The organism is Arthrobacter sp. K4-10C (assembly GCF_059090085.1).
The window spans coordinates 1-16,492 of the sequence record NZ_JBNHFI010000020.1 but is presented as its reverse complement, the minus strand read 5'-3'; the positions used below and the strand labels follow the sequence as shown (position 1 = coordinate 16,492).

At 61.9% G+C, this 16,492-nt stretch carries 15 protein-coding genes and 2 pseudogenes; 5 read left to right on the top strand and 12 right to left on the bottom strand.

Annotated features, from left to right (window positions below; translation table 11 throughout):
• Positions 1 to 208: 208 nt before the first annotated feature.
• The 9 genes from AC5RUU_RS19505 to AC5RUU_RS19465 all read right to left on the bottom strand — a co-directional run bounded on the left by AC5RUU_RS19505 (position 209) and on the right by AC5RUU_RS19465 (position 9,777).
• Positions 209 to 1,138 (bottom strand): ABC transporter substrate-binding protein, encoded by a 930-nt coding sequence (locus AC5RUU_RS19505; RefSeq protein ID WP_493976855.1) that lies wholly within the window; start codon positions 1,136 to 1,138, stop codon positions 209 to 211.
• Between the two features lie 47 nt (positions 1,139 to 1,185).
• On the bottom strand, positions 1,186 to 2,592 hold the full coding sequence (locus AC5RUU_RS19500; RefSeq protein ID WP_493976854.1) for an NAD(P)/FAD-dependent oxidoreductase: 1,407 nt from the start codon (positions 2,590 to 2,592) through the stop codon (positions 1,186 to 1,188).
• Between the two features lie 38 nt (positions 2,593 to 2,630).
• A complete protein-coding gene (locus AC5RUU_RS19495; protein WP_493976853.1) occupies positions 2,631 to 3,365 on the bottom strand; it encodes an SDR family NAD(P)-dependent oxidoreductase in 735 nt (244 codons plus the stop codon).
• Between the two features lie 63 nt (positions 3,366 to 3,428).
• A complete protein-coding gene (locus AC5RUU_RS19490) occupies positions 3,429 to 4,532 on the bottom strand; it encodes an alanine racemase (RefSeq protein ID WP_493976852.1) in 1,104 nt (367 codons plus the stop codon).
• 113 nt (positions 4,533 to 4,645) lie between these two features.
• Complete coding sequence (locus AC5RUU_RS19485; protein WP_493976851.1) at positions 4,646 to 5,134, bottom strand: RidA family protein; 489 nt, start codon at positions 5,132 to 5,134, stop codon at positions 4,646 to 4,648.
• Between the two features lie 42 nt (positions 5,135 to 5,176).
• Positions 5,177 to 5,866 carry a haloacid dehalogenase type II gene (locus tag AC5RUU_RS19480; RefSeq protein WP_493976850.1) on the bottom strand — a complete coding sequence of 230 codons (690 nt, stop codon included), beginning with the start codon at positions 5,864 to 5,866 and terminating at the stop codon, positions 5,177 to 5,179.
• Positions 5,867 to 6,014: 148 nt separating this feature from the next.
• A complete protein-coding gene (gene solA / locus AC5RUU_RS19475; protein ID WP_493976849.1) occupies positions 6,015 to 7,136 on the bottom strand; it encodes an N-methyl-L-tryptophan oxidase in 1,122 nt (373 codons plus the stop codon).
• 189 nt (positions 7,137 to 7,325) lie between these two features.
• Entirely contained in the window at positions 7,326 to 8,687 is a 1,362-nt protein-coding gene (locus AC5RUU_RS19470) for an aspartate aminotransferase family protein (protein WP_493976848.1), read from the bottom strand.
• Positions 8,688 to 8,703: 16 nt separating this feature from the next.
• On the bottom strand, positions 8,704 to 9,777 hold the full coding sequence (locus tag AC5RUU_RS19465) for a phosphotransferase (RefSeq protein WP_493976847.1): 1,074 nt from the start codon (positions 9,775 to 9,777) through the stop codon (positions 8,704 to 8,706).
• 349 nt (positions 9,778 to 10,126) lie between these two features.
• Here AC5RUU_RS19465 and AC5RUU_RS19460 point away from each other — a divergent pair, with 349 nt between their 5' ends.
• The 5 genes and pseudogenes from AC5RUU_RS19460 (at position 10,127) to AC5RUU_RS19440 (ending at position 13,626) form a co-directional block, all read left to right on the top strand.
• Positions 10,127 to 10,795 carry an HAD family hydrolase gene (locus AC5RUU_RS19460; protein ID WP_493976846.1) on the top strand — a complete coding sequence of 223 codons (669 nt, stop codon included), beginning with the start codon at positions 10,127 to 10,129 and terminating at the stop codon, positions 10,793 to 10,795.
• Between the two features lie 27 nt (positions 10,796 to 10,822).
• Positions 10,823 to 12,100 carry an NAD(P)/FAD-dependent oxidoreductase gene (locus AC5RUU_RS19455; RefSeq protein WP_493976845.1) on the top strand — a complete coding sequence of 426 codons (1,278 nt, stop codon included), beginning with the start codon at positions 10,823 to 10,825 and terminating at the stop codon, positions 12,098 to 12,100.
• Positions 12,101 to 12,112: 12 nt separating this feature from the next.
• Complete coding sequence (locus AC5RUU_RS19450; protein ID WP_493976856.1) at positions 12,113 to 12,436, top strand: aldehyde dehydrogenase family protein; 324 nt, start codon at positions 12,113 to 12,115, stop codon at positions 12,434 to 12,436.
• A gap of 11 nt (positions 12,437 to 12,447) precedes the next feature.
• Positions 12,448 to 13,309: pseudogene (locus AC5RUU_RS19445) on the top strand (isocitrate/isopropylmalate dehydrogenase family protein); the annotation flags it as partial.
• Positions 13,310 to 13,509: 200 nt separating this feature from the next.
• Positions 13,510 to 13,626 (top strand): NAD(P)-dependent oxidoreductase, encoded by a 117-nt coding sequence (locus tag AC5RUU_RS19440; protein ID WP_493976844.1) that lies wholly within the window; start codon positions 13,510 to 13,512, stop codon positions 13,624 to 13,626.
• A gap of 210 nt (positions 13,627 to 13,836) precedes the next feature.
• On the opposite strand, the gene AC5RUU_RS19435 is transcribed toward AC5RUU_RS19440, so the two are convergent.
• The 3 genes and pseudogenes from AC5RUU_RS19435 to AC5RUU_RS19425 all read right to left on the bottom strand — a co-directional run.
• A complete protein-coding gene (locus tag AC5RUU_RS19435) occupies positions 13,837 to 14,511 on the bottom strand; it encodes a GntR family transcriptional regulator (protein WP_493976843.1) in 675 nt (224 codons plus the stop codon).
• A 654-nt stretch (positions 14,512 to 15,165) separates the two neighbouring features.
• Positions 15,166 to 15,846: pseudogene (locus tag AC5RUU_RS19430) on the bottom strand (aldehyde dehydrogenase family protein); the annotation flags it as partial.
• 3 nt (positions 15,847 to 15,849) lie between these two features.
• On the bottom strand, positions 15,850 to 16,492 hold a 643-nt coding region (locus AC5RUU_RS19425), incomplete at its 5' end, for an FAD-dependent oxidoreductase (protein WP_493976842.1).

Sequence of the window (16,492 nt, the reverse complement as noted above, 5' to 3'; positions counted from 1 at the left end):
CGGCGAAGAAGTACTTCCCGACGATATGCCACTTGAAGTTCGGGTTGGTCAGGACCGAGGAAAGGATCCCGATCCCGACGAGGATGCTGAAAATCCAGCCGGCGTACTCGGAGCGGGTCCGAAGCCGCAACCGCGGCTTCAAGGCCGCATCAACGCTACCCATTGCTGTGCTTCCTTTGTTAGTAATACCTGCAACCATGGCGCGCCCCTAGTTCAGTTTGGCGTCGGTGATGGCCCCGGACTCCAGGCCCCAGGTCTCCAGGGACTCCTTGTACTCCGGAGTCTGCAGCACCGACTGGATCGCTGCCTGCATGGCCGGGGTCAGCTCGGAGCCCTTCTTCAGGCCGATCGCGGTCAGGTCGCTCGAGCCCACATTGACCCGGCCCAGGACGTTAAAGGAGCCGGGCTGCTGCTTCTGTGCCCACCCCAGCGAGGTCGTGTCATAAAGGACGCCGTCGATCCGCTTGGAATGCAGTTGCGTCAGGGCTTCCTGGACGTTGGGCAGCGTCACGGCGTTGATCGCCGGCTGCCCTTTCGAGGTGCAGGTTTGTTCGTTGAGTGCCGGAAGCCGCTTAAGCTGGCCGGTGGAGCCCTGGGTGACGGCGATGTTCTTCCCGCACAGGGTCTCGACGGTAAGGTTTAGCGGGTTTCCGGCAGCCACGGCCACCGAGTTGCCAGCCTTGAAGTAGTCGATCATGTCGAGGACTTTGAGCCGCTCTTCGGTCTTGGACATCGTGGTAGCGGTAAAGTCATAACGCCCGCCATCCAGGCCCGGGACGATCGTGTCGAACTTCGTGTCAACGAACTTCAGCTTCAGGTCGAGCTTTTTTGCAATGAGCCGGGCGATGTCCGGGTTCAGGCCGATCGGCGTCTGATTGTCCTCCGCGAGAAACGTCGTGGGCGGGTAGTGGAGATCCATCGCCACCGTCAGCTCACCCTTGTCCTTGAACGACTGCGGCACCAGAGCCACCGCGGCCGGGTCCGGCTGGACACCCTCAGAGATATCCCTGGTGTTGTTGGTCAGCGACGTTGCTTCCGCGGAAGCCCCGGTACCGGTGGCCGCGCCGCCACAAGCACTCAGGGCGAGCAGGACGGCGATTCCGGCCGCCGCCGTCTGTACTTTTTTGATCGTCTTCATAATGCTTCCCTTCAAAGGGTTAAGGTGAAAAGTTTTGGTCGGTTGCACTATTCGTGAAGGCCGGCGAGCCTGCTGCCGAATTTGGCCAGGAGTGAGGTCTCGGTGGAATCCCTGCGCTCTTCCCACTGGTCAGCAATGCCGAACAGGCTGTACATGCTGTGAACTCCCAGCCAGCGAAGGGGTTCGGGCTCCCACTTCCGTGCGCGGTACCCCACCCAGGGAAGTGACGTTCGTTCCGTCTTCCGGTCGAAGGCCAATTCCGCCAGGGTCCTGGCGCCCAGGTAGGCCGCGGTCACGCCGTGTCCTGCATAACCGGTCGAAGACCCGATTCCGGACGCTGGGTCCCATTGCACACCCCCGTTCCAGTCGCGGGTAACGCCCAGGACTCCGGACCAAGCATGGTCCACTTCGAAGTTGATGCCTGGGAAGAAAGCGCCAAGCTTGGTGGACAGCAGATCCACCGTGGACTGGGCAGTCGCACCGGCGCCGCCCGTCCCTGAGCCGTAGCGGTACGGCCTGCCCCGGCCACCGATGGCGATCCGGCCATCCGCCGTTCGCTGCGAATAGATGAAGGTGTGCGCGGAATCGTTGAGGTTCTGCGGCCCGTTCCAGCCAATCTGCTGCCAAGCCTCGTCAGACAACGGCTTGGTCACGATCATCGAAGAATTGATCGGAACCAGGGTCCTGCTGCCAAGCAGTTGTCCGGAATACCCCTCGGTGCAAACGAACGTCTTGGCCGCAGTCACCCGCCCGCCGTCCAGAGTGAGGGTGTTGCCGACGATGCTGCCTACCCGGCTGCCCTCGTAGATGCTCACTCCCATGGAAGTAATGGTGTCAGCGAGTCCGTAGACCAGTTTCGCCGGATGAATCCGGGCGCAGTGCTTGTAGAACATTCCGCCGTGGACAGTGGAGATGTTGATTTCCTTCTGGAACTCTTCACGGTCGAGCAGGTAGACATCGTCTTCGGTCAATCCGTACTTCCGCTCGGCGTTACGCCTGGCAGCCAGTCGGCCAAGCCCCGCCTTGGTGTGGGCAGCAATCAGCGCACCGCTTTTAATCTGATCCGCATCGATGCCTTCGGCCTGAAGAATGTCCATGACAGCATCGACGGCGGCGATAAACTCCTGCTGCAAGGCACGGCTTGCCTCAATGCCGCCTTCGGACGCGCGGGCAAACTTGGCACGGTTACCGGCAGGCATCGCAGAAAGCCAACCGCCGTTCCGGCCGGATGCGCCGTAGCCAATCTGTTCTGCTTCCAAAACCGCGACCGAGAGTGAGGGCTCGAGCTTCTTAGCGAAGTACGCTGCCCACAGGCCTGTGTAGCCACCACCGATAATGGCCAGGTCTACTGAGCCTTCGCCGGTGAAGCGGGGGTACGAGGGCCTCTTGTCCGCGAGTCCGGCCATCCAGAAGCCGAGCTCTCCGTTTCGGGGTGTTGCCGCAAGGGCTGTCATGACTTGTCCTTCGTTGTGTATGGGAACCGGTGTGGCGTTCAGGCGGCGGTGTATCCGCCGTCGACGGGAAGGACCGCTCCTGTGATGTAGGAGGATTCCGACGACGCCATGAAGAGAATGGCGTCTGCGACCTCTTCGGGGGTGGCCAAACGCTGGAGCGGGATCTGTCCCTCACGCTGGCGGCGGTAGGCCTCGGGGTCGTCCCTGCGCTGGAACGATGCTTCGATGATGGGGGTGGCCGTGAGGCCCGGGGCGACGACGTTCACGCGGATGTTCCGCTCTGCCCACTCGATGGCTGCGCCCTTCGCGAGCATGATCAGGCCACCTTTGGCTGCGGAGTACAAGACCTCATCAGGCTTGCCCACCATGCCGAGCCGTGAACTGACCAGGACGAACGAGCCGCCGGTGGCGGGCATCAGCGGGGCGAAGTGCTTCATCACCAGGAATGAGCTGAGAAGGTTGCTGTGCAGCACGTTCTTCGCGTCCTCGTAAGCCATCTCGGTGAGCGGGCCGCTGACTTGCAGGCCGTGGTTCAGCACGACGACGTCAACGGTGCCGTAGGCTTCGGCGGCCTGCTGCGCAAGCCTTTCAACGAAAGCTTCGTCGGTGAGGTCTCCCGGGACATACAGGTCCTCGGGCTGGGCGCTGTCGAGCTGCTCCTTGCGGCCGGTCAGCAGCAGGCGTGCCCCCTCGCGACGGAAGTGGGAGCACACTGCCTGCCCGATTCCGCTGTTGGCGCCGGTCACCAGGGCCGTTACTTTATCAAGTCTCATGTCTGACACTCCTGGGTGGGGTTAAGTAGTCGGTTGACCGGGGAAATCCGCGCCCCGGTCCGTTTAGTTGAGGAAGCCGCGGGCATCGACGGGCCAGCGTTCCAGGGTGGTGCCCGTGCTGTCGGTGACGATGTATTCCTCGAAGTTGACCACTACCGGGCAGACGTGGTTCGGCACGACCGGGAGTACGGTACCGACGCTGGGTTGGAAACCCTCCGGCAGCGGCAGGAATCCGTGGTATTCGTTGAGTTTGGAGAGGGTGGCATTGGTGCCGGCGACGCCGCCGAAGCCACGCTCGGGGCTGCCCTCGCGGCCGAGGACCTTCGTGCCGACATCGAGGATGACCTGGTCGGGAACCCAGTCGCTGACTACGGTGCCGGCGACGAACAAGGCGATCTGGTCTTCGGTGCAGGCGCCGAGCCGGGTGTTGTTCAGGTCGTTGAACACATACTCGCCTGGCCGGATCTCCGTGATCACACCGCTGGTGGAGAACTCCACGGTAGGCGTGGAGCCGGCGCTGACCACGTCCGGGGTGATGCCTGCAGCGGCGAGACTGCGCACCGCGGTGGTGAGCGCTGTTTCCTGGTCCAGCGCGGCGCGTTGGCGGGCGTCCGGGCCGGCGCTGCCGTGGCCGGGGTAAGTGAAGACGCCTGCCGGAACCAGTCCACGGTTGCGGGCGGCGGCGGCCAGCTCGCCGGCTGCCTCCGCCGGCGCACCCGAGCGGCGGGCTCCACAGTCGACCTCGATCACTACCTCCAGCCGTCCAGCGTCCTCTCCCATGGCATCGGCGAGGGCGGCGATGGCCGCGAGGTTGTCCACGCCGACCCGCAGCCGGGTGGTCTCGGCCAGCTTGCGGATCCGCGGCCCCTTCGTTCCTGCGGCCCAGATCGGGTAGGCGATGAAGATGTCATCGAACCCGGCCGCAGCGAAGACTTCTGCTTCACCCACATTGCCCGCGGTGATTCCGACGGCGCCTGCCTTGACCTGGCGCCGGCCGATCTCGACGCACTTGTGCGTCTTGACGTGCGGCCGGACCTGGAGGCCCCGCTGGTCGGCGAAGGCCTGCATGCGGTCGATGTTGTCCTGCATCACGTCGGCCAGCACGATGGGTGCGGGGGTGTCAACCCGAGCGACGAGAGCGTCCAGTGCCCGTTGAAGCCGGTTCACGCTGTACTCCTCATATTTTTGTGTATGAATGATCGAGGGTAGCGATGCTGACGTCCTCGAAGTGATGCCGTTCGGGACCCACATCAGCGGGTCCCGAACGACCCTGGCGGTCCCTACGAAGCAGTTGTGCAGACCATCTGGATCTCGACTGGGGTGTTGAGTGGTAGCCCAGCGACCCCTATAGCGGTGCGGGAGTGCCGTCCGTTCTCGCCCAGGACCTCGATGAGCAATTCACTGGCCCCCTCGGCGACCTTTGACTGCAGGCCGAAGTCCGGGGGGCTGGCTACGAAGACCAACATCTGCACGACCTGGACCCGGTCGAGGTCGCCCACGGCCTGGACAGCGGCGGCAAGGCAGTTCAGCGCGGCATGACGGGCAAGCTCTTTTGCTGTCTCCAGGTCCACGTCCCGGCCGACAATGCCCTGGCCCAGCAGGACGCCATCCTTGAAGGGCAGCTGGCCCGCAATGTGGATGCTGTCGCCGACTCTGTTGTGGTCCAGATAGTAGGCGTTGGCAGCGAGGACCGGTAGCTCCAGCCCGAGGTTTGCCAGCCTTTCTAAAGCAGTGCCGCCCTTGACCGTCTGAGGTAGTGGAAGGCTCATGATGCAATCGCCTTGCCGTGAATCACCATCTCGGTCCTCCGCTTAGGAAGCGTCCGGACGCGGCAGGCCGAAGAGGACCGGAAGGTCCGCGATGTCGGTGATCCGCTCGTAGCCGAGCCAGTGCTCGTCGTGCTCGAAGCCGCGGTCGACGTAAACCTTGTTCTCGATGCCCATGATGGCTGCCGGCCGGTGGTCGTACATGGGGCTGGCGGAGACGTGCACGATCTCGTCCGGGGTCACCCCGAGCTTGTCGAACATGTACTCGAACGCGGCGAGGCGCGGCTTGTAGCAGCCCATCTGCTCGGCGGTGATCATTACCTCGAACGGGGCCTTAAGGTTCGCCGCAAGTTGCTCGGCAACCGCGGTGTCGCTGTTGGTGATGATGACCAGCGGAGCGGCCTCCGCGAGGCGGTTCAGCGCCGCGGTGACGCCGGGGTAGGGGCCAAACGAGGGGATCCGGTCGTAGACCTCGCGTGCCTCATCGGCGCGGAACTCGATGCCGACCTTGCGGGAGGCACGCTCCATGGAGTCGTTGACGATCTGGTGGAAGGGCTTGTAGGGACCCATGCACTCGTCGATCCGGTACGCCTTGCAGATCCGCAGGTACTCGTCGGCGATCTCGGCTGGCAGGCGCTCCCCCAGGACGTCACGCATCGTGTCGTTGATCGCGAACTTGATGAGCGTTCCGTTCATGTCGAACGTAACGAATTTCGGCTTGTTTTCGAAAACCACAATTCCTCCAGTTGCTCGATGCTGGTCGATTGTCGACGAGCATTCAGCGCGTGCTGTCGATTTCAGTACGCGCTGTCGATTGTCGACGATACCCGTTCGTTTAGTTGATTGTCAACGGTTCTTTTGCCCTGGGACTCAAGGGCTCCTTCTATTCACTGTTACGTGAGTCGGGGTGTCCTAGAAAACTGATGTCCATGGGTGAAGGTTCGTTCAAAACCAGATTGGCGCCGATTTCTCCGATGGCCGGGCACATCTTGAATCCGTGTCCGGAGAATCCTGACAGCACAACCACGTTGTCCATGCCCGGATGGGGACCGATCCATTCCCGACGTGTTGCTGTATAGGTCTCCAGGTATGTTTCGGTGCGCATCGGGTTGAGGTCAAGCCCCGGAAGGAAGCGGGAAATCTTCTCCTGGAAGGGGGCCAGCTCTTCGGGCCGCACTATCCGTTCCACGTTGTCCGGGTCATCAACCTCAAGATGCTGCGAGTATCCGAGACCTATTTTCATCGCGGTGTAGTCGGCGGTGGGAATGCCATAGCAATACGCGGGTTCGGTTCGGAGGAAAGGGAGAATCCCTGCCAAGTATCCGGGATCTGTCCCAAAATGCCACGTCGATATTGGCCTTCTCGTTTCAACGATTTGGGCAAACCGGGGTAACAGCTTTGCCGTCCATCCGCCGGCGCAAACAACTGCCCGGTCGAAATGCCGTTCCCCGCGGTCAGTCTTGACGATTGCCCCTGTGGGCGTTCCCCGCACATCGAGCACGGCGCTGCCAGTAACTAGCTTCGCCCCGAGTCTTTGGGCCAGGCGCGCAGTAGTCGCCACGGTTAACTCTGGACGGATGAAACCGCCGCGGACATCGAGGATGGCGAGGTCGCCGTCGTACATTCTGAACTGCGGATAGCGGACCGCAAGCTGCCCGGCGTCAAACACCTCATGGTCGATACCTGTTTCTTCGGCACTGCGCAGCGCGGTGCGCATCGAGGCATCCTCCTGCGAACCCATCACGAGGGAGCCGGTCAAGGTCCGGAGTTCACGGCCGGACTCTTCCTGAAGTTCTTCCCAGAGGCCGTCTGCACGAGAGACGATCGGGCTGTACCGGGTGTCTTCAAGCTCGATGTTCCGGAAGAGCCGGTTCTCGCCACCCGCCGCCCCACGGGAATGGCCAGGGGCATACCTCTCAAACCCTGTTACATCCACGCCTCGACGGCTGAGCTGCCAAAGAACCTGTGCGCCCATGGTCCCGACGCCTATCACTGCTACTTTCATGTGAGACACCATGCCGTCAGGCCCTCCCTCAAACTTCGGGCGCTTTCCACACCCGCCTTAAGCAACAGTATGGGGGCAGCCGCTAGACAGCCACGGCCTATTCCGTAGCTGTCCAGTGCCTTCCGAGCAGGCACGGACTTCTGTCCACACGTGGAAAGGCTGCCGGCAATCCCGCAGGCCCGGTTGGGTTTAGCGGAGTGCTATGAAGGCGCGGCTCATTCCCTCGAGCAGTCGGTCGGCATCGGTGCTGGAGAAGGGCAGCGGGGGGCGGACTTTCAGGACGTTGCCCTGCGCACCGGAAGCGGAAATGAGGATCCGTTCTTCCCGGAGCCTATTGACGATGGCAGCCGCGGTATCGCCATCCGGGGTTAGCGTGGAGCGATCAGTCACTATGTCGACTCCTACGAAGAGGCCGCTACCGCGGACTTCGGCAACCTGGTCCAGTCCCTGGGTGAGGTCTTTGAGTTCGGTGAGGATCTTTCCGCCAACTTTAAGGGAATTTTCCATGAGTGATTCCTCGCGGATCACGTCCAGGACGGCCTGGGCGGCGGCGATGGCTACGGAGTTTCCGCCGAAGGTGTTGAAGTAGCGGATGTTCTTTCCGAACTCCACGAGCAGTTCGGGCTTGAAGACTGCTGCCGCGATGGGGATCCCGTTACCCATGGGCTTGCCCATAGTCACGATGTCCGGGACGATTCCGTGGCGTTGGAAGCCCCACCATTCGGCACCGGTGCGGCCGAAGCCGGGCTGGACTTCATCGGCGATGTACAGGCCGCCGGCGGCGTGTACTTCTTCGATGATCGGGCGGAGGAAGCCTGCCGGGCCAGCGAAGATACCGTCGGAGGAGAAGATGCTGTCGGCGATGAACGCCGCCAGTCCGATGCCGTGGCGGTGCAGGTCGGCGATGGCTGCCCGTACCTGGTTCCGCAGGTGGTCTTCCATGGAGCTTTGATCCGAGGAGTAGCGCAGGGCGTCGGGGGCGTCGATGACCCTTACGTTCGCGCCCAGCGGCACGCCGATACCCAGGGACGGGGAGAAGGATGATACTTCGGCGGTAAGTCCGTGGTACGCGCCGGAGGTGACGATGACGCCCTGGTTTCCGGTGGCGTATTTGGCCACGCGCATGGCGAGGTCATTGGCTTCGGAGCCGGTGCAGGTGAACATGACATGGCCCAGCTCGGCCGGGAACGTGGACAGGAGCTGCTCGGAGTAATCAAGGATGGATTCCTGGACGTAACGGGTGTTGGTGTTCAGCGTCTGCATCTGCTCGTGGACAGCTGCGATGACCTTTGGGTGGGCGTGGCCAACAGAGGGGACGTTGTTATACACGTCGAGGTATTCGTTCCCGTCCCGGTCGAACAGTGTCACGCCTTTGCCGCGGACGACTTCGATCGGGGTGTCGTAGAAGAGCCGGTAGCCGGGTCCGAGGCTCTGGTCCCTGCGCCGGATATTCTTCTGCATCTGGTCCGGGAGCTCACCGAGGCGGTTGGGATCAAAGCCGTTGACCATGGCCTTCGAGGGCTTGCGGATGGTGTGGGGAGTGTTGCCCATGGTTTCTCCTTGAAGGCTAGTGAGTCTGGTTCAGGGTGGGGTGTGCAGGCTCTGGTGCTGGGGCGGCTGCGGTGGCGGTGAGGCGGTCCCAGTCCGGCTTGGAGTGTGAAAGCAGGTAATCGCGCCTTTCCGGCAATTGGCTTGCCCGCCACTGCGTGATCAGGGCGCGCAGGAGCAGGCGGGCCTGGGCTGAGATGATCAGAGCCTCCAGCTCCTGGACGGGAAGGGGGCGGATGTTCAGATAGCCGTCCATGACGTGCAGCGCGGGTTTCCAGGGGCTGGACGGGTCCGTCCCGAGCAGGTTGGCCATGGTGACGCTGAGGTCAAAGATCACCGGGGTGCGCACAACGTCGCCGAAGTCGATGATCCCGGCCACGTACTCCGGCCTGTCCCGGTCGATCAGGACGTTGAACGGGCTGAAATCCCCGTGCACCACCTGGGACGTCAGGGTGTCCAGCAGCGGAACCACCTTCTGATCGAACTGATCGAAGATGTTCTCGGCCAGGGAGCGTTTGTGCTGCTCATCGACGTAGTCCAGCAGCGGCCGCATCCGGTGAAAATGCTTCAAATCCCATAGAAGCAACCGGTCTGCACGTGGATGATCGAAGTCCTGCAAGGCAAGGCCTACACGGGCAAGGCTTGACCCAACCAGCTGAAGCTGTTCGGCTGTGGCATCCTGGCTAGCTAGTAGATCCCCGGGCATGAAACGCATCACCCGAAGTACCCGGTCAAACGGCCCGGCAGGGGACGGAAGGAGGACTTGCGGATGACCGGTCAGGCTCCTGACAAGTCGTTGGACGGGAAGTTCAGGGGCAGCCGCCTCCAAATGCTCCATACATGCCGTCTGAAGGTGCACGATCGTCGGGTCCTCATCTGGCGGTGAGACCTTCACCAGATACGTTTCCTCGCCGTCCCGCAGCCGGAAAGTCTCATCCTTTTCCGTGGGAATCCGGACAAGGGTCCCCCTCAGGCCATAGGACCCCTCAAGGAGATCCAACACAGCCAAGTCGGCAAGGTGGAACTGTCCCGACAGCAGTCCGCTTTCCGATGCCACGGCATCGATAAATTTGGAGTCGGTACTGACATCCATGCTTAGGCTCCTGCCGCTACGTGGGGATTCGTTGAGCAAATGCTCCTGTCTTACTGAAGTAGCTGTTCACCTGTTCAGCTGTTCAACAGTTCTACGAAGGAGTATGACATGACCTTGCCGGATCCTGCAAGGATGAGGCGGAACTGTGGGGAGCAGGGGTTCGAGCATCCGCTCATTCAATGGCTTATGGATCAACTGTTGAACTGTTGACAGTTTGCTAAAGGGGACCCTAGAGTCGAGGTCATGGGTTACTGGGGCTTCAGTCCCCATGAAGCCCTGTGGGCTCAGACACTACAAAAGCAGAAGGCCACCTGAGGGCCTTTCAAAAACTTCAATGAACGGACGAATCATGGCAGAGACCAACCGGCCGGAGTACATCTCCTTTGATATCTACGGCACCCTGATCAACTGGGATACTGATTCCACCACCCGTCGGCTCCTGGACGGCCGCCTGCCTGAAGAGCAGTGGCCTACGTTTAAGAAGGTTTTCCGCGGATTCCGGTTCGACGAGGTCCTTGTCTACAAGCCGTACGAGGAAATCCTCCAGAACTCGTTTGACCGCGTGTGCAAGTACTTTGGCATTGGGCCGACCCCGGGTGCGGGCGCAGAATTCGCCGACGCTGTACGCGGCTTTGGTGCCCACGATGACGTGCCGGCTCCGTTGAAGCTCATGGGCGACAACTACAAGCTGGTGGCTCTGTCCAACGCTGATGACAGCTTCCTTGAGATCAGCATCCCCAAGCTCGGCGCTGACTTCCACGCCGTGCTGACCGCTGAGCAGGCCCAGGCCTACAAGCCGCGCTACCAGGCCTTCGAGTACATGCTCGATACCCTGAACGCCAAGCCGGAGGACTTCCTGCACATCTCCTCGCACACCCGCTACGACATGCACCCGATGCACGACATGGGCTTCCGCAACCTCTGGCAGCTGGACCGTGGCTATGACCCCATTGGCCCGGGCTACGACCTCAACGTTGTCAAGTCCCTGGACGAGATCAACAAGCACCTCGGTCTCTAAACCGACGTCGAGGCGAAAGGCCAACCCGTGAAACTCGTTCCTTACTGGCTGGACACAGCCGAAGCATCCGGAGATTACCGGCGGACGCCGGTACCGGAAAATGTCGATGTGGCCATCATCGGTGCCGGATTTACCGGGCTGTCCGCGGCCCTGGAGTTTGCCAAGCAGGGCGCCAGCGTAGCCGTTTTCGAACGCCACACCGTGGGGTGGGGCGCATCAGGCCGCAACGGCGGAATGGCGACGACCGGGCTGGCCATCAGCTTCAGCACCGCGCTAAAGCGCTACGGCGCCAGCCGGGCCGTGGAGATGTTCCGTGAATACAACGATGCCATCGACAGCATCGAGAAGCTGGTGCATGACAACGGTATCGACTGTGACTACAGGCGGGGCGGGAAGCTCTCGCTGGCGTTCCACAAGTCCCACTATGAGGGCTTCCTGAAGTCGCAGGAGAAGCTGGCCAAACTGGCGGACCACCATGTCACCGTGATCCCGAAGTCCGAGATCCACAGCGAAATCGGCACGGACTTCTACCAGGGGGCCATGGTTGACCCGCTCGGGGCCGGTCTGCACGTTGGGAAGTTCGTCCACGGCCTGGCCGGGGCGGCCGGTGCCGCCGGCGCTGATATTTGCGAGAACGCCGCGGTGACCGAGCTGAAGAAGGTCTCCGGCACCGTGCACGACGTGCACACCACCCGCGGCATCACCCGGGCCAAGCAGGTCCTGGTGGCCACCAGCGGCTACACCGGCAACATCACGCCATGGATGCAGCGCAGGGTGATCCCCGTGGGCAGTTTCATCGTCTGCACCGAGCCGTTGGCCGAAGAGGTTATTAACCGCATCCTGCCGAACCGGCGCATGGCCTCGGACAGCAAGATGCTCTGTTACTACTTCCGGATCACTCCGGACAACCGGCTCCTCTTCGGCGGAAGGGCCCGCTTCGCGCTGTCGAGCCCGGACTCGGACGTCAAGAGCGCCGAAATCCTGCGCAAGGCCATGCTCGAACTCTTCCCGTACCTCTCCAACGCCAAGGTGGACTACATCTGGGGCGGCCTGGTGGACCTGTCCATGGACCAGATGGTCCACGCCGGCCAGCACGACGGACTGTTCTACTCCTTGGCTTACAGCGGCCACGGGGTCCAGATGGCGGCCCACATGGGCAAGCGGATGGCCCACTACATGGCAGGCGACAAGAGCGCCAACGTCTGGGAAGACCTGAAGAACCCGCCCGTGCCGGGCCACTTCGGCCCGCCCTGGTTCCTGCCCTTCATCGGCGGGGCCGCAAGAATCATTGACCGGTTCAGCTAGCCCACGAAAGTAATCCTATGCTTCCATCCATCAACGCTCTTTGACACGCGCCCGAGAATAGCCGATACTACGAACGGTCGGGCAGATATCGCCCATCCTCCCGGTGGTGCATTTCCGCGGGAACCGGGAGGCAGGCGCAGGGACGCCTACTACGATCCCACGGTCCTGGCCGATGTGCCCTCGCACTGCCGGGTGATCCGGGAGGAAGTCTTTGGCCCGGTCGTCAGCATCCCGCCTTTCATCGAGGTCCAGGAACCCAAGAACACCATCATCAACCTCACAGGGGCGGGTACACGCTGGCAGCAGCTGGGCGGTCGGACGGAGCGGACAGCATGAACAGTCATGCCATGAGCAGGCACAGCATCGCGGTGATTGCAGGGGATGGCATCGGGAATGAGGTTGTTCCTGCTGCCATCGAATGCCTCGACCGGATCGCAGGCATCCACTCCCTGGAGCCGGAGTTCAGGTACTTCGATTGGGGATCGGACTACTACGGCCGGCACGGGCGGATGATGCCCGTTGACGGGCTGGAACAGCTCGCCGGGCACGATGCCATTTTCCTCGGCGCGGTCGGTTCACCGGCTGTCTCCGACGCGGAATCGCTGTGAGGGTTGCTGATCCCCATCCGCCGTGAGTTCCAGCAGTACATCAACCTGCGTCCGGTCAAAACGCTCGACGGCGTCGCGTCGCCTCTTGCGGCCAAGCACCCGATCGATCTGCTCATCGTCCGGGAAACAACGAAGGCGAGTACTCGGAAGTCGGCGGCCGGATGTACCGCGGGCTCCCGCACGAGTAGTGGATGCCCTCGCCGCGCACCTGGTCCTTAAGCCGTGGACGTTTGATGTCATCATCGCGTCCAACCTGTTCGGTGACATCCTCTCGGACCTGAGCAGTTCCGTGACCGGCTCCATCGGCCTGGCCCCCAGCGCCAACCTGAACCCTTAAAACGACTTCCCGGCCCTGTTCGAACCGCTCCACGGACCGGCACCGGACATCGCCGGGAAGGGCCTGGCCAACCCGGTGGGCCAGATCTGGTCCGGTGCGATGATGCTGGAGCACCTCGGCCCTCCGGAAGCAGCGGCCAACCTTGAGGCCGCCTTTGAGGCTGCGCTGCGGGACGGTCACGGCACGCGCGATGTTGGCGGCACGTCCTCGACGTCGGAATTCACGGCCGCGGTACTGGCCGCCATCGACGCCCTCGCCGTGGCGGCGGCGAGTAACGGGGCGGATGTCCTGTACCAGTGGCATTCCTTCTCCCCGGCACTGCAGGAGAACCGCGCTGCCGCCTCCTCCTTGAAGTGGATCCATGTCACGGCTGCAGGCGTGAGCCAGCTGATGTCTGACGAGCTGGTTGCCAGCGAGGGGATGCCGGCTTTGGCCGGACCCACTCCTCCCGCGGGCTCGCCTCCGTGGTTCACGACTACGACTACGTGGTACTCGCCGCGCCGCTGACCGCCGACACCACCGGACTGGTCGGCGCCGAAGTCCTCGCCGCGATGAAGCCCGCCGCACGGCTGTCAACGTAAGGACGAGGCTAACTAACATCATCATCACCCCGCACGCGTGCAGTGACACCGAGGACTACCTCGATGACCTCGGCAAGCTCTTCGTGGAAAACCTGAAGCGCTGCTGCAACGGCCAACCACTGGAAAACATCCTGGACAAGTCCCTCGGATTCGTCTCGACTTCCTGAGTAAAATGTGTCCGCCAAGCGTGGAAGATGGCTTGAAGATCTCCTAGCTTGCTTGATGCCTCTGGGCAATAATCTCCCGGATCGATTCCCGATATTGGATGATCGTATCTGAGATAACCTTCTCCGCCAGGACGGGGTCACGCGAGTCAAGGGCATCAACAATGTTTTGGTGCTCAGCTTCGAGTGCGTCTGGATCTTCGTACTCGTGTTTTTCGATGGAAAGCACAAACATGAAGTACCTCAGTTCGGTCACCAATTGCTGATAGAAGGACCTCAGCTTCTGGCTTCCTAGAAGTCCGACTATCGCGCTGTGAACCGCAAGGTCCTTCTCGACAATCTTGAATGGGTCTGCACTCTTCAAAGCTGTCCGGAACTCCTCCATGGCGGTGTGAACTTCGTCCATGGAGGTGCTTTCAGAAATGCTCCGTGCCGCTGTAGTCTCCAAGTGGTAACGCGCATTGTAAGCGTCCATGATCTCGGCGTCGGTGGGATCCCAAACGATAGCGCCCTGATTTGCGCGGTGACGAATGAGGCCGCCCGCTTGAACAATGCGGACGGCTTCGCGGATGGTGTTCCTGGAGAGTCCCAGGTCGTCGGCGAGTGCACTCTCCCTGACTCGTTCACCCGGCTTGAGTCCGCCGCTCAGAATCATGGCTATGAGGCCATCCGCGACCTGTTGCACCGTAGATGAATGGACTATCTTAATCTGCTCGACCATACCTACACAGTACAGGGATGATCAACTGTAGGGCAGTACATCATTGACTAACGTATACGGGGTTGTTTTTCTGTGAGTCTTTTTTCGGGAAGCTGGATGTCTCCACGACCGGAGTAAAGGCTGAACGCCAGGTCCTGTTGGGCCTGGCGTTGCTTTCAGTTCGCCAAGGACGTGCTGGCTACGGGCTGGTCTTCCTGGCTGGCGTTGTTCTGCGGCCGTGGACGCCTTCCGCATGTGGTGTTTCAGGGCTTTCTGAAGTACCTCCCTCTTGTCATTCTGCTGTTCCCCACTGCTGCGACGATTGTCGTGGGATCGCATATCCAGGTTCCGGCTGTCCTAGGTTTAGATTTCGAGCAAACACGCCATGGTTGCGGCGGAGGATGAAGATTCCTTCCTGGCATAACCGCTGCACGGCTTCCCGGAGAGGGCTCTCCTGGACGTGTTCAGCTGGATGGCGAGGATGGATTCTTTGATCTGCACTCCGGGACGAAAGATGCCTTGGATAATTTGTTCCCCCAACTGACCAGCTATCAGTCCAGCGGTGGGCCTTCCTTGCAAGGCGAACAGGCCTTTGGCTGTTATCAATTCCCTCACCTGAACCGGAGTTCTCCGATTGGTATTGCGGTGTACTTGTACTCGAGGAATTCCTCGATGCCGCATCACGTTCCCGCCCGCCTGGCGCAGCAGGATCTTGCCCACCCCGGTGGAGCCGGTAAAGCTGATCTTGCGTGCAATGCCGCTGCTGGTCCAGTTCTCCACCACACCAGCGGCGCTGGCGGTGGTGACGACGTTCAGGACGCCGTCGGGAAGGCCTGCTTCCCTGAAGAGCTGCACCAGGGCGAGGGACGTCAGCGGTGTCAGCTCGGCGGGCTTGAAGACCATGGTGCAGCCGGCCGCGACGGCCGGGGCGATCTTGCGCGCGCCCATGGCCAGCGGGAAGTTCCACGGCGTGACCAGCACGCACGGGCCGACCGGTTCCTTGGTGATCATGATCCGCGTGTTGCCGTCCACGGAGGTGGTGTGGTCTCCACCAATTCGGACGGCCTCTTCGGAGAACCAGCGAAGCATATCGGCGCCGTAAGCCACCTCACCCTTTGCCTCGGCAAGGGGCTTGCCCATCTCGGCGGTCATGATGGCCGCGAGCCGGTCGGTGTTGGCAATGACCAGCTCGAAGGCCCGGCGCAGAATGTCAGCCCGTTCCCGAGGTGTGGACTTGCCCCACGCCGCCTGGGCCCGGCCGGCAGCCTGAATCGCCAGAGTGGCATCTTCGGGACCGCCGTCGGCGACGTGGGCGATGATCTCATGGGTGGCCGGGTTCTCCACCGGAAAGGCGGCATGTTAGCTGGTTTTGAACCGTTGGGGCCGCACGAAGTCGAGGCCGTCGAAGGAGCGCTTGCCGAGGGCTTCATATGCGGCGATCTGGCCGTAGCCGGTGGCGTTCTTGAAGCCGCCGCCGGAGAAGCCGGTCGCGCAGTAGATCCTGCCGCCGTCCTTGAACCTGCCGACAAGCGGGCTGCGGTCGGTGGTGAAGAGGTCCGGGAACGCGTCGGAGCGGACGATGTTGGGGTACAGACCGGGGAAGAACTCGCTCACCGTCTCGGTAGTCTCGGCAATCTCTGCCGAAGTAAGTTCCCTGGGAACTGCGTCGGGGTTGTCGGTTGGGGTTGGGCGGAAGTCCAGGGTTGCCTTGACTGTGGCGCCGTCGACGGCGGGTGCCCCGTACATGGAGCGGTCCCCGGAGATGCGGATGAAGATGGGAAAGTTCTCCGGTGAGAATAGTGCGGGATCCTTGGCGACGAACCACGTGAGGAACACCCTGTTCGGCTGGCTGTGCGCCTGCAGAGACTCCGGCATGAGCCGCCGGGACCAGCCGCCGGAGGAGATGATGACGTTTTCGAAGGTCCAGGTCTTGTCGCGGGAGGTGATGGTGACGCCGTCGGGTGTCTCTTGGATGTTGTCGATGGGGGTGTTGGTGTGGATG

What these genes read in the sequence shown, in the direction of transcription:
- AC5RUU_RS19505 (WP_493976855.1), bottom strand. Translation starts at nt 1,138, where the DNA reads ATGAAGACGATCAAAAAAGTACAGACGGCGGCGGCCGGAATCGCCGTC.
- AC5RUU_RS19495 (WP_493976853.1), bottom strand. Translation starts at nt 3,365, where the DNA reads ATGAGACTTGATAAAGTAACGGCCCTGGTGACCGGCGCCAACAGCGGA.
- AC5RUU_RS19435 (WP_493976843.1), bottom strand. Translation starts at nt 14,511, where the DNA reads ATGGTCGAGCAGATTAAGATAGTCCATTCATCTACGGTGCAACAGGTC.
- AC5RUU_RS19485 (WP_493976851.1), bottom strand. Translation starts at nt 5,134, where the DNA reads ATGAGCCTTCCACTACCTCAGACGGTCAAGGGCGGCACTGCTTTAGAA.
- AC5RUU_RS19460 (WP_493976846.1), top strand. Translation starts at nt 10,127, where the DNA reads ATGGCAGAGACCAACCGGCCGGAGTACATCTCCTTTGATATCTACGGC.
- AC5RUU_RS19470 (WP_493976848.1), bottom strand. Translation starts at nt 8,687, where the DNA reads ATGGGCAACACTCCCCACACCATCCGCAAGCCCTCGAAGGCCATGGTC.
- AC5RUU_RS19465 (WP_493976847.1), bottom strand. Translation starts at nt 9,777, where the DNA reads ATGGATGTCAGTACCGACTCCAAATTTATCGATGCCGTGGCATCGGAA.
- solA (WP_493976849.1), bottom strand. Translation starts at nt 7,136, where the DNA reads ATGAAAGTAGCAGTGATAGGCGTCGGGACCATGGGCGCACAGGTTCTT.
- AC5RUU_RS19500 (WP_493976854.1), bottom strand. Translation starts at nt 2,592, where the DNA reads ATGACAGCCCTTGCGGCAACACCCCGAAACGGAGAGCTCGGCTTCTGG.